This window comes from Brevundimonas sp., assembly GCF_050729455.1.
Lineage (GTDB): Bacteria > Pseudomonadota > Alphaproteobacteria > Caulobacterales > Caulobacteraceae > Brevundimonas.
This window is the reverse complement of the sequence record NZ_JBOHLI010000071.1, coordinates 1-11273: the sequence shown is the minus strand read 5'-3', so window position 1 is coordinate 11273 and position 11273 is coordinate 1. Positions and strand designations below refer to the sequence as shown.

At 68.1% G+C, this 11273-nt stretch carries 14 protein-coding genes; 2 read left to right on the top strand and 12 right to left on the bottom strand.

Features of this window, described 5'->3' with window-relative positions; all coding sequences use genetic code 11:
* Nucleotides 1-411: response regulator (locus ACREEF_RS14425; RefSeq protein ID WP_431566263.1), on the top strand; the 411-nt coding region annotated here is incomplete at its 5' end.
* Here the strand turns inward: ACREEF_RS14425 and ACREEF_RS14420 are convergent.
* Both ACREEF_RS14420 and ACREEF_RS14415 read right to left on the bottom strand, forming a co-directional pair.
* A complete protein-coding gene (locus ACREEF_RS14420) occupies nt 363-827 on the bottom strand; it encodes a very short patch repair endonuclease (RefSeq protein WP_431566262.1) in 465 nt (154 codons plus the stop codon). The two genes, ACREEF_RS14425 and ACREEF_RS14420, sit on opposite strands and share 49 nt — an antisense overlap.
* Nucleotides 828-850: 23 nt before the next feature.
* Nucleotides 851-1339, bottom strand: coding sequence for a peroxiredoxin (locus ACREEF_RS14415; RefSeq protein WP_431566261.1), 489 nt, complete (start codon nt 1337-1339; stop codon nt 851-853).
* Nucleotides 1340-1501: 162 nt separating this feature from the next.
* On the opposite strand from ACREEF_RS14415, the gene ACREEF_RS14410 reads away from it, so the two are divergent.
* Nucleotides 1502-2071, top strand: a complete 570-nt coding sequence (locus tag ACREEF_RS14410; protein ID WP_431566260.1) for a YqgE/AlgH family protein — start codon at nt 1502-1504, stop codon at nt 2069-2071.
* A 3-nt stretch (nt 2072-2074) separates the two neighbouring features.
* Here the strand turns inward: ACREEF_RS14410 and ACREEF_RS14405 are convergent, their stop codons facing one another.
* The 10 genes from ACREEF_RS14405 to ctaD form a co-directional block, all read right to left on the bottom strand.
* Nucleotides 2075-3742: a putative bifunctional diguanylate cyclase/phosphodiesterase gene (locus tag ACREEF_RS14405; protein ID WP_431566259.1), complete on the bottom strand. Its 1668-nt coding sequence runs from the start codon at nt 3740-3742 to the stop codon at nt 2075-2077.
* Complete coding sequence (locus tag ACREEF_RS14400; RefSeq protein WP_431566258.1) at nt 3739-4362, bottom strand: GNAT family N-acetyltransferase; 624 nt, start codon at nt 4360-4362, stop codon at nt 3739-3741. Before ACREEF_RS14400 ends, ACREEF_RS14405 begins: the two co-directional genes overlap by 4 nt.
* 42 nt (nt 4363-4404) lie before the next feature.
* Nucleotides 4405-5619: a M16 family metallopeptidase gene (locus ACREEF_RS14395; RefSeq protein WP_431566257.1), complete on the bottom strand. Its 1215-nt coding sequence runs from the start codon at nt 5617-5619 to the stop codon at nt 4405-4407.
* A 50-nt stretch (nt 5620-5669) separates the two neighbouring features.
* Nucleotides 5670-6389 carry an SURF1 family protein gene (locus ACREEF_RS14390; RefSeq protein WP_431566256.1) on the bottom strand — a complete coding sequence of 240 codons (720 nt, stop codon included), beginning with the start codon at nt 6387-6389 and terminating at the stop codon, nt 5670-5672.
* Nucleotides 6386-6733, bottom strand: coding sequence for a DUF983 domain-containing protein (locus tag ACREEF_RS14385; RefSeq protein ID WP_431566255.1), 348 nt, complete (start codon nt 6731-6733; stop codon nt 6386-6388). The genes ACREEF_RS14390 and ACREEF_RS14385 overlap by 4 nt, the downstream gene beginning before the upstream one ends.
* 59 nt (nt 6734-6792) lie before the next feature.
* Entirely contained in the window at nt 6793-7671 is an 879-nt protein-coding gene (locus ACREEF_RS14380; protein WP_431566254.1) for a cytochrome c oxidase subunit 3, read from the bottom strand.
* Nucleotides 7672-7723: 52 nt separating this feature from the next.
* Nucleotides 7724-8242 (bottom strand): cytochrome c oxidase assembly protein, encoded by a 519-nt coding sequence (locus tag ACREEF_RS14375; RefSeq protein WP_431566265.1) that lies wholly within the window; start codon nt 8240-8242, stop codon nt 7724-7726.
* A 44-nt stretch (nt 8243-8286) separates the two neighbouring features.
* Complete coding sequence (locus tag ACREEF_RS14370; protein ID WP_431566253.1) at nt 8287-8544, bottom strand: hypothetical protein; 258 nt, start codon at nt 8542-8544, stop codon at nt 8287-8289.
* A gap of 5 nt (nt 8545-8549) precedes the next feature.
* Nucleotides 8550-9527, bottom strand: a complete 978-nt coding sequence (locus ACREEF_RS14365; RefSeq protein WP_431566252.1) for a heme o synthase — start codon at nt 9525-9527, stop codon at nt 8550-8552.
* Nucleotides 9528-9591: 64 nt separating this feature from the next.
* Nucleotides 9592-11244 carry a cytochrome c oxidase subunit I gene (ctaD, locus tag ACREEF_RS14360; RefSeq protein ID WP_431566264.1) on the bottom strand — a complete coding sequence of 551 codons (1653 nt, stop codon included), beginning with the start codon at nt 11242-11244 and terminating at the stop codon, nt 9592-9594.
* Nucleotides 11245-11273 lie beyond the last annotated feature (29 nt).

Genomic DNA, 11273 nt, shown 5'->3' with positions numbered 1-11273 from the left:
TCTTCCGAGGGCGCGCTGCGGGTGCTTGTGGTCGATGACCACGCCATCAACCGTCGCGCCATCCAGTTGATCCTTCAGTCCATCGACTGCGAAATCGCCATGGCTGAAGACGGCCTAGCCGCGCTTCAGGCCTGCGAGGGCGCGCCGTTCGACGTCATCTTCATGGATGTGCGGATGCCGGAACTGGACGGACGCGAGACCACGCGGCGGCTGCGCGCCGGGGGCGGATTGAACGCCGCCACGCCGGTCATCGCCGTCACCGCCGACACGGCGCCCGAGGACATCGCCGCCTCCACCGCCGCCGGGATGAACTATTTCGTGTCCAAGCCGCTGACGCCGGGCTCCCTGCTCGGCGCCCTGTCTCAGGTGCTGGCCGACCCTGGCGCAGCCGCCGACAGCGCGGCGGCCTGAGCGAAAGCCTCGCCCCGGACCTCCGCCAGCAGTTCCTCGGCGAAGTCCGGCGCGCGCAGACGGCATTCCCATACCGTCACCACCCGCCAGCCCGCGGCGGCCAGCGTCGCCTCGGCGCGGGCGTCGCGCGCGCGGTTGCGCTCGATCTTGGCGGTCCAGTAGTCGGCGTTGGCCTGCGGCTTTCGCGCGCCGCGCGGGCAGTCGTGGCCATGCCAGAAACAGCCGTGGACAAAGACGGCGACCTTTCGCCCCTTCATCACCACGTCGGGCCGTCCGGGCAGGCCGCAGCCGCCCAGACGGTAGCCGATCCCGGCGGCGCGCAGCATCCGCCGGACCTTCCATTCGGGCGCGGTGTCGCGCCCCTTCACCCGGCGCATGACCGCGCTGCGTTTTTCCGGGGTGAAGACGTCGGTCATGGATCAGCCCATGACCGGCCGGATCAGAGCTGGGCCAGCAGGTGCTCGGCCGACGACACCTTGAACTCGCCGCCCTGTTCGATGTTCAGCTGATCGACCACGCCGTCCTTGACCAGCATGGAATAGCGCTGCGAGCGCTCGCCCATGCCGAAGCCCTTGGCGTCCAGGGCCAGGCCGACGCTGCGGGTGAAGTCGCCGTTGCCGTCAGCCAGCATGACCACATCGTCCGTGCCGTTCAGGTCGTTGGCCTGGGCCCAGGCGCCCATGACGAAGGCGTCGTTGACCGACACGCAGGCGACGGTGTCCACGCCCTTGGCGGCCAGGTCGGCGCGGTTGTCGACATAGCCCGGCAGGTGGCGCGCCGAACAGGTCGGGGTGAAGGCGCCCGGCACCGCGAACAGGGCCACGGTCTTGCCCGCGAACAGCTCGCTGGTGGTGACCGGCTTGGGGCCGTCGGCGGTCATGGTGGTCAGGGTCGCGTCGGGGATGCGGTCGCCGATCTGGATGGTCATGCAAGGTCTCCGGGCTGAAGGGCCCGGGGAATCCGGGCTGAAGGGCCCGGGGAATCCGGGCGGCGTTCAAAACGTCAGATAGAGACGGGAAGAAGGATCGCCAAGCGGGCTTCGTTCCCTGCGCGCCTTGCGCCGGCTGCGTCATGATCCGATGATAGGGATATGATCGCCTTCTCCTCCCTGACCGGGCGTCTTCTGGTGGCGATGCCGGGCATCGACGACGACCGCTTCCGCCACGCCGTCATCCTGATCTGCGCCCATGACGACGAGCACGCCATGGGGCTGCGGCTGGACCAGCCCGCGCCGGGCGTCACCCTGTCCGAAGTGCTCAAGAAGCTGGATACGCCCGTCTCGGACGCCATGTCGGAACGGTCGGTGCTGATCGGCGGGCCAGTCGAGCGCGAGCGCGGCTTTGTCCTGCACACCGACGACTGGGCCAATGACGACGTCACCATGACCTTCGGCGACGGTCTGGCCCTGACCGGCACCCGCGACGCCCTGGCTGCCATGAGCGACCTTGAGGACGGGCCGCGCCGCTCGATCCTGCTGCTGGGCTACGCCGGCTGGGGCGAGGGTCAGTTGGAGGAGGAGCTGGGCGAGAATGTCTGGCTGACCGCCGACGCCGATCCCGAGCTAATCTTCGACGCCGACTATGAGACCAAGTGGGCCCGCGCCCTGGCCGGTCTGGGCGTCGACGCCGCCCGCCTGTCCAGCCAGAGCGGCCGGGCCTGACTTCTACGCCGAGCGCGCCTTGATCGGCGCCGTGCCGTCGGCCAAGGATTCGTTCAGATAGACCTCGGCCTCCTGGGCCGGCAGGGCGGGGGCGTAGCCGAAGCCCTGCCCGTAGTGGCAGCTGGCGTCCAGCAGCAGACCGGCCAGCTCGGCGTTCTCGACGCCCTCGGCCACGACTTCCAGCGACAGGTCGCGGCCCAGGTTGACCACGGATTTGACGATCTTGGCCGAGCCCTCGTCCTTGTTCATCGTCAGAACGAAGTAGCGGTCGATCTTCAGCGTGTCGAAGGGCAGACGCGCCAGATAGGACAGGGACGAGAAGCCGGTGCCGAAGTCGTCCAGCGCCAGGCTGGCCCCCGCCTCGCGCAGCCGGGTCAGGACCTCGGCGGCGTGCGCGGTGTCGCGCATGATGTCGCCCTCGGTGACTTCCAGCTTCAGCGCGCCGCGCGGCAGGCCGGTCTCCTGGATGATGCGAGCCACGTCCTCAACCAGATGGTCGCGCTCGATCTCGCCGACCGACAGGTTGACGCTGCAGAACAGCTTGCCCGCGCCGGGGTGACGATGCAGCCACTCGGCCAGCTGACGCGAGGCCTGGGTCATCATCAGCAGACCCAGCTCGTTCATCAGGCCCATTTCGTCGGCCAGGGTCAGGAAGTCGTCGGGCGGCACCAAACCGCGCTGCGGATGGCGCCAGCGCACCAGGGCCTCGAAGCCCGCGACCGCGCCGGTCTTCAGGTTGACGATGGGCTGATAGAAGGGCTCGATCTCGCCGCGCACGAAGGCGTTGCGCAGATCGGCTTCCAGCGCCAGGCGCGACAGACTGTCAGACTCCAGCGCCCGGCCATAGGCCGCCGCCCCGCCGCGCCCGGCCGTCTTGGCCTGCTCCACCGCCAGTTCGACCCGGCGCAGCAGTTCGGCCGGGTCGGGGGCGTCCGGTCCGCCCTCGGCCGCCACCGCGCCGATGGAAACGGTGGGATAGATGTCGAAGCCGGCGACGCGCAACGGCTGTTCCAGAGCTTCGCGCACCCGTTCGCTGCCTCCCGTGGCCCCGCGACGGGTCAGCACGGCGAACTCGTCCTCGCCGATGCGGGCGGGCGAGCAGTCCTGCGAAAACGCCCCGGCTAGCCGCGAACCGAGCGCCGACAGCACCAGATCGGCGCGCTCATGGCCAAGGGCCTCGTTCAGGCGGCGCAGACGATCGACGTCGGCCACCACCAGCTCATAATCGCCCGGCTGGGCCAGGGTTTCGGCGACGCGGACCAGGAAGGTGCGGCGGTCCAGCAGGCCGGTCAGCGTGTCCCGGTCGGCCCCGGCGAACTTGGTCTCCAAGGCGACGACGCCCGCCGCGCGCAGGCCGTCCTCCAGCCAGACGCCGCGCCACAGGCAGGTTTCGCAGCCGCGCATCCGCAGGCGAACGGCGATCTCGGTCCCCTCGGCCTGGGGCTTCAACAGCCGGTCGGCCAGGGCCCGATCCTGCGGCATGGCCAGGGCGGTGAAGGCCGCGCCGGAACATTCGGGGGCCAGCGGGCCGAGGCCCAGCGACCGGGTCGCCCCGGTGAACCTGATCTGGTCTTCCGACGGCGTCCAGATCCATAACGCGGCGTCGGCGGCGGCCAGCGCCTCGATCGCCGTGGTCGGGTCCCAGGCCAGCGCTCTGGATCGTGTGCTCAAAGCGTTTCCCGGGTGTAAGAACTGGACGCGGTCGGGTCAGGGACGAACTCGTCCTCGATGACGCCGAACAGCAGATGATCTGCCCATACGCCGTTAATTTTCAAATAAGCTTTCGCCAGTCCTTCATGGCGAAACCCCGCCTTTTCCAAAACGCGGCGCGAAGCCTGGTTCGAGGGCACGCAGGCCGCCTCCACCCGGTGCAGTTTCAGCGCCCCGAAGGCGAAGCCCAGCATGGCCCGCGCCGCCTCCGTGCCCACCCCCTGCCCCGCATAAGGCTGGCCGACCCAGTAGCCCAAGGTTCCCGTCTCGGCCACGCCGCGCCGGATGTTGGACAGGGTGATCGCCCCCATCAGGGTTTCTTCGTCAGGATCGAAGACGAACAGGGGCCAGGCCGTGCCCAGCTCCATCTCGCGGGCATAGACGCCGAGGCGGCGACGAAAGGCCGCCCGGGCCAGGTCGTCCTCGGCCCAGGCCGGCTCCCATGGCTGAAGATAGTCGCGCGAGCCGCCGCGCAGCTCGGCCCATTCGGCGTAGTCCGACGGACGCGGCGGACGCAACAGGACCCCCTGTCCGCGCAGGACCGGTCCGGTCGCCTCGGCCATCCAGTCGAACAGGGCCATGACGTCAGATTAGCGAGAAGCGCCGCCGACGCCAGCCACGACTTAGCGACCCGCCAGACGCGCCGCGAAGGCCGCGCCCGCCGGCGCCGCCGCCCTGGGGCCCAGGACCGCCGAGGCAGACCGCCCGGCCGAGGCCATGGCTCGGCCCACCGCGCGCAGGTCGTCGCCGCTCTGGGCCAGGATGCGGGCGGCGCTGTCCTCGGACGAGACCGGCGCGCCAAAGATCAGGGTCTGGGCGGCGTTGCGGCCGGCGCGGCTGGCGGGGCTTTCGTCGGCCATCCACAGGGTGGCGTTCAGCACGGCCTTGGCGCGCGACAGTTCGGCGTCGGTCGGCCCCTTCTCGGCCAGGTCCAGCAGTTCGGCGGCGCTGACCTCGGCCAGTTCGACCGCGCGGTCGGCGGCGGCCCCGGCATAGATCCCCAGCAGGCCCGCGTCCTCATAGGCCTCCTGATAGGCGTCGATGGCGTAGGCCAGACCCCGGTCCTCGCGCGCGCTCTGGAACAGGCGCGAGGCCATGCCGCCGCCGAGGATTTCGGTGAACAGTCGCAGAGCCGGCAGACGTGGGTCCAGCGCCCCCATGGTCGGCAGCTGGAAGACCAGATTGGCCTGCTCGATCTTGCGCGTCAGTCTGGCCTCACCGCCGACGAAGACGGCGGGCGCGAGGGGATCCAGCGGCGTCGCCGCCTCCTGGCCGAACCAGCGCTCGGCAAGGGCCAGCAGTTCGTCCTCGTCGACCGCGCCCGACACGGCCACCACCATGCGGTCGGGCGAATAGAGCTGGGCCCGCCAATGGGCCACGGCGGCGCGGTCGGCGGGCGCCAGGCTGTCCACCGTGCCCAGGATCGGCCGCCCCAGCGATTGACCGGCGTAGGCCCGCGTCTGGGCCATTTCGAAGACGTGGTCGTCGGGGGTGTCGAAGGCCTCGGCGATCTCCTGGGCCACGACGTCCTTTTCGCGGACGATCTCGGCCGGATCGAGCGTGGGGCGGAAGACCAGGTCCGACACCACCTGCATGGCCAGGGGCAGCGAGCCGTGCAGGGCGCGGATCTCGAAGCTGGTGCGCTCATAGCCGGTGGCGGCGTTGATCGAGCCGCCCTCGGCCTCGATGCGCTCGACGATGTCGCGCGCGCCCATGTCGCCGGCCCCCTTGAACACCAGATGCTCCAGCAGGTGGGACCAGCCGGAGCGGGCCTCGTCCTCCATCCGCGCCCCGCCGCGCACTGCGACGGTCAGGGCGAAGGTCCGCAGACCGGGCATGGGGTCGCAGACGACGCGGACGCCGTTCGACAGGGTGTGCAGGCGAGCGGTCAGGATTCAGTGTCCTTGCGGGTCATGCGGCGGCGCAGCAGCACCGCATAGAAGGCGATCAGGGCGGCGGCGAGACCGAACCAGGTCAGGGCGTAGCCCAGGTGACTGTTGGCGAAGGCGGCGGGCGGCGCCGAGGGCTTCAGCGCGACCCAGTCGGGATTGGTCGAGGTGGTCGCGAAGACGGTGAAGGGCGACACCGGCCCCTCGACCTTGAGGGCGCGCGCCATGGCCTCGGCGTCGCGGCCGTAGAAGCGGCCTTCGGCAGGCGGCGTCAGGGCGCTGGGGGCCGGGGCGCGGCGCAGGACGCCAGTGATGACCACGGGCATGGTGTCGGCGGCGTTGACCGGCGGACGGCTTGAGATCTCGGCGGAGACGAAGCCGCGATCGACCAGCAGGGTCGGCCCACCTTCAACCGCACAGGCCGAAACCAGACGCACGCCGGCGTCGCTGTTCTCGATGGACTGCAGCTCGACATAGGGCGCCGCCGCCAGACCACGGCAGGTCAGGATGACGCGGCGGAACTCGGGGTCGTCAAGCGCCAGCGCCTCGGCCAGAGGCAGGGGCGGCAGATCGGCGGCGGCCTCGGCGGCGGCGATCAGGCCCTCCTTCCACTGCATCCGCTGCACCTGCCAGACGCCGAGGGCCAGCAGGACGCCTAGCAAAAGGACGGCGAAGACCGTCAGGACGACGGGGAAGCGCGGGCGGGCGGCAGCGGTCATTTCGGGTCTCGGGTTCTCAGCATCTGCAGGGCGGTCATCAGCCCCTTGCCGGGCCGCATCAGGCCCAGGGCCAGGGCGGCGACCAGCGGCAGCCAGACGATCAGATGCAGCCAGATGGGGGGATGCCAGGCGATCTCGACCGCCAGGGCCGAAAACCCGACCAGGAAGCCGGCGATCTGCATGATGAAGGTGGCGGCGCCGTCGCCGGTCTCGACCGACGCGAGGTCATGGCCGCAGGTTTCGCAAGTCGAGCGGACCTTCAGGAAGCCCTGAAACAGCCGCCCCTGCCCGCAGTTGGGGCACCGCCCTCTCAGACCGGCCAGGATGGCCTGCCCGCCAAGCAAATCGGCGCGGGACTGTTCGTCCCGCGCCGTTTGAAGTGCAGAGGCTGGTTGGCCCGTCTTCACCCGAAGGTGACATAGACGAAGGCGAACAGGAACAGCCAGACCACGTCCACGAAGTGCCAGTACCAGGCGGCGGCTTCGAAGCCGAAGTGCTTCTGCGGGGTCATCTGGCCCGCCTGCAGGCGCAGCAGGCAGACCGCCAGGAAGATGGTGCCGACCAGGACGTGGAAGCCGTGGAAGCCCGTGGCCATGAAGAAGATCGAGCCATAGAGCCCCGACTGGGCGGCTTCTTCGTTGAAGAAGAGGTGCTCGTGGATGATGTGCTGATACTCGTAGGCCTGAACGCCGGTGAACAGCACGCCCAGCAGGACGGTGATCAGCAGACCCAGCTTGGCGGCCTTGCGGTCGCCGACCGCCAGCGCGTGGTGCGCCCAGGTGACGGTCGTGCCCGACAGCAGCAGGATGACCGTGTTCAGCAGCGGCAGGCTCCAGGGGTCCAGCAGCTCGACGCCCTTGGGCGGCCAGGTCGACCAGGCCTTGCCCGTGTCCATCCAGTTGCCGACTTCGGGGATGATGGCGCGCGACTCGTTGAAGATCGCCATGTCGAAGAACATCCAGAAGAAGGCGACGAAGAACATCACCTCCGAGGCGATGAACAGCACCATGCCGTAGCGCAGGCCGATCGAGACGACCGGGGTGTGGTCGCCCTTCTTGGATTCCTTGATGACGTCCGACCACCAGCCGAACATGGCGTAGAGCACGCCCGCCAGACCGGCGAAGAAGACATACTTGGTGCCTTCAGGCAGGCCGAACAGGCCCTTCATCCACATGACCGCGCCGACGAACATGACCACGCAGGCCATGGACGAGATCAGCGGCCAGGGGCTCGGGTCCACCAGGTGGTAATCGTGTTGCGGTTTCGCGTGCGCGTCGGCCATTCTCAGGTCTCTTGGAAGGCGAGAGTCGTTAGATCAGGGGCTATAGCGCCCGCTATCCGGCTTTGCCAACAGCGGATTGGCCGGAAGCGGCCTGCTGGAAGCCTTTGGTGGGGTAGAAGGTGTAGCTGAGGGTGATTTCACGCACCCCCTTGGCCTCGGCGTCGGTCGCCAGTTCGGGCGCGACGAAATACTGGACCGGGAAGGCCTTGGTCTCTCCGGGGGCGATTTCCTGCCCCTCGAAGCAGAAGCACTGCAGCTTCTGGAAATAGGGACCGGCGCGCTCGGGCACGACGTTGTAGGCGGCCGTGGCGTGGATCGGCTGGTCCGAGGTGTTGGTCACGTTGAAATAGGCCATGCCGGTCTCGCCGATGCGGACGCGCTGGCTGACCTGTTCGGCCTTGAAGGTCATCGGCAGGTCGCGGACGTTGGTGTCGAAACGGATCAGGACGCTCTGGTCCAGAATCTGCGTCGGCGCCGCTTCGGCCTTCATCACCGTGCCGTCAAATCCGGTCACCTGGCAGAACAGGCGATACAGCGGCACGGCGGCGAAAGCCGCCCCGGTCATGCCCATGACCACGGCGGCGCAGATCAGGGCGATGAGGTTCTTGCGGTCCTTCACTGCGCCGGCTCCGCGACCGGGGCCTCCGGGGCGGGCGCGACGGGGGCAGGCAAAGCGGGATCGGCGCGTTCGACCGTGGCCAGAGCCGCCGCCTCGGCCGCCTTGCGGGCCTCGGTGTTGCGCTGAAGGTTCACCACGGTGACGATGAAGACCAGAACGATGAAGCCGACCAGGCCCAGGGCGATGGCGACGTTGCGGCGCTTGCGAGCGCGCACTTGATCTTCGGTGAGTTTGACGAAATTCGGACGGGTCACGCGGATCAGGCTCCCAGGCCCGGCAGCTGCTCGACCAGCAAGGCCGAGAACAGCGCCATCAGATACAGGATGGAAAAGGCGAACAGGTTCCGGGCCGGTTTGGCCTCGGCGCGGACGTCATACAATGCGGCCTCTCGCCCCACCGCCTCGGCCTTGTCCGGCTGGTCGCCCGCGCGCGAGCGCCACAGACGGATCGCCAGGGCCAGGAAGAAGACGCCGCCGGCCACCGACACCGCCAGATAGATGACGCCGCCCAAGCCCAGGAAGGCCGGAGCGATGGCCACGGGCACGAAGATCAGGGTGTAGAGCAGGATCTGCAGACGGGTGGACTTGGCCCCGCGCGCCACCGGCATCATCGGAATGCCCGCCTTGGCGTAGTCGCCGGCTGAATAGAGGGCGAGCGCCCAGCTGTGCGGCGGGGTCCACAGGAAGATGATCAGGAACAGCAGCCAGGCTTGCCAGGGCGCGTCGCCCGTCACCGCCGCCCAGCCGATCACCGGCGGGAAGGCGCCCGCGGCGCCGCCGATGACGATGTTCTGGGGCGTCCGGCGCTTGAGCAGCAGGGTATAGAAGCCGGCGTAGTAGACGATGGTCAGGGCCAGCAGGCCGCCGGCCAGCCAGTTGGTCGTCATGCCCAGCAGCATGACCGAAAAGATCGACAGCACGACGCCGAAGGCCATGGCGTCATTCTTGCGAACGCGGCCCGCCGCGACCGGGCGGCCGCGCGTGCGCCGCATCAGGGCGTCCGTCTCGCCTTCCAGCGCCATGTTCAGCGCCCCGGCGGCCCCGGCCCCCACGGCGATGCACAGGACGGCGATGGCGGCCAGCAAGGGATTGGCGTGGCCCGGCGCTACCACCAGTCCGGTCACGGCGGTGAAGACCACCAGCGACATGACACGCGGCTTCAGCAGCTGGAAGAAGTCTTCCGGCTGGGCGGTCGTGACGAGCGGGGCTTCGCGATCGGGGCGTTCAGTCTGGGTCATGAAAAGCCAAAGGCCGCCCTTCCGGTTACGAAAGGGCGGCCTCTCAAGGGTTATCCGGTTCGGATCAGTGGTTGTCCGCCTTGACCACCGGCAGTTCGTTGAACTGGTGGTGCGGCGGGGGCGACGAGAGGGTCCACTCCAGGGTGGTGGCGCCTTCGCCCCACGGATTGGCCTCGCCCTTGCGGCGACGGATCGCAGCTTCAGCCAGCATCACCAGGAAGACGGCGACGCCGACGATGGTGATCAGGTAGCCGATCGACGAGATCTGGTTCCAGTAGGTGAAGGCTTCCGGATAGTCGATGTAACGACGCGGCATGCCTTGCAGACCCAGGAAGTGCTGCGGGAAGAAGACCAGGTTCACGCCGACGAACATGATCCAGAAATGGGTCGCGCCGAGGAACTCGTTGTACTTCACGCCGAACATCTTCTCGAACCAGTAGTAGAAGCCCGCGAAGATCGAGAAGACGGCGCCCAGCGACAGCACGTAGTGGAAGTGGGCCACGACGTAGTAGGTGTCGTGCAGGCTGTAGTCGATGCCGGCGTTCGACAGGACCACGCCGGTCACGCCGCCGAGGGTGAACAGGAAGATGAAGCCCATCGCCCACAGCATAGGCGTCTTGAAGCTGATGGAGCCGCCCCACATGGTGGCGATCCAGCTGAAGATCTTCACGCCCGTCGGGACGGCGATGATCATCGTCGCGGCCACGAAGTAGGCGCGCAGGTTGATGCTCATGCCCACGGTGTACATGTGGTGCGCCCACACGATGAAGCCGATGAAGCCGATGGCGACCATGGCGTAGGCCATGGCGAGGTAGCCGAAGATCGGCTTCTTCGAGAAGGTCGAGACGATGTGCGAGATGATGCCGAAGCCCGGCAGGATCATGATGTAGACTTCGGGGTGGCCGAAGAACCAGAACAGGTGCTGGTACATCACCGGGTCGCCGCCGCCGGCCGGATCGAAGAACGAGGTGCCGAAGTTACGGTCCGTCAGCAGCATGGTGATGGCGCCCGCCAGAACCGGCAGCGACAGCAGCAGCAGGAAGGCCGTGATCAGCACGCCCCAGGCGAACAGCGGCATGCGGTGCAGGGTCATGCCCGGCGCGCGCATGTTGAAGATGGTGGTGATGAAGTTGATCGCGCCCAGGATCGACGAGGCGCCGGCGACGTGCAGCGAGAAGATCGCCAGGTCGAACGACGGACCCGTGTGGCCCATGGTGGAGAGCGGCGGATAGGCCGTCCAGCCGCCGCCGAAGCCCTTGCCCGGGCCGCCGTCGACGAACATGGAGATGCACAGCAGGATGAAGGCCGCGACCAGCAGCCAGAACGAGATGTTGTTCATCCGCGGGAAGGCCATGTCCGGCGCGCCGATCATGATCGGCGTGAAGTAGTTGGCGAAGCCGCCCATGGTCGCCGGCATGACGACGAAGAAGACCATGATCAGGGCGTGGGCCGTGACCGTGACGTTATAGCCGTGCTTGGAGGCCTCAACGATCCCCAGTTGCTGGATGATCGTGCCTTCCTTGAACAGCTGGATGCCCGGTTCGGCCAGTTCCCAGCGGATCAGGCCCGACAGGGCGCCGCCCACCAGACCAGTGAAGATAGCGAACAACAGGTACAGAAGACCGATGTCCTTGTGGTTCGTCGACAGGAACCAGCGGGTGAAGAAACCCGGCTTGTGATCGTGATGATCGTCGTGTGCTGCGGCAGCGGTGGCCATGATCGTGGGCTCTCGCGTCTCTGTTACTG

Excerpts from the sequence above, each read along its gene's own strand:
- ACREEF_RS14420 (WP_431566262.1), bottom strand. The coding sequence starts at position 827 with ATGACCGACGTCTTCACCCCGGAAAAACGCAGCGCGGTCATGCGCCGG.
- ACREEF_RS14415 (WP_431566261.1), bottom strand. The coding sequence starts at position 1,339 with ATGACCATCCAGATCGGCGACCGCATCCCCGACGCGACCCTGACCACC.
- ACREEF_RS14410 (WP_431566260.1), top strand. The coding sequence starts at position 1,502 with ATGATCGCCTTCTCCTCCCTGACCGGGCGTCTTCTGGTGGCGATGCCG.
- ACREEF_RS14400 (WP_431566258.1), bottom strand. The coding sequence starts at position 4,362 with ATGGCCCTGTTCGACTGGATGGCCGAGGCGACCGGACCGGTCCTGCGC.
- ACREEF_RS14395 (WP_431566257.1), bottom strand. The coding sequence starts at position 5,619 with ATGCCCGGTCTGCGGACCTTCGCCCTGACCGTCGCAGTGCGCGGCGGG.
- ACREEF_RS14390 (WP_431566256.1), bottom strand. The coding sequence starts at position 6,389 with ATGACCGCTGCCGCCCGCCCGCGCTTCCCCGTCGTCCTGACGGTCTTC.
- ACREEF_RS14380 (WP_431566254.1), bottom strand. The coding sequence starts at position 7,671 with ATGGCCGACGCGCACGCGAAACCGCAACACGATTACCACCTGGTGGAC.
- ACREEF_RS14375 (WP_431566265.1), bottom strand. The coding sequence starts at position 8,242 with ATGGGCATGACCGGGGCGGCTTTCGCCGCCGTGCCGCTGTATCGCCTG.
- ACREEF_RS14365 (WP_431566252.1), bottom strand. The coding sequence starts at position 9,527 with ATGACCCAGACTGAACGCCCCGATCGCGAAGCCCCGCTCGTCACGACC.
- ctaD (WP_431566264.1), bottom strand. The coding sequence starts at position 11,244 with ATGGCCACCGCTGCCGCAGCACACGACGATCATCACGATCACAAGCCG.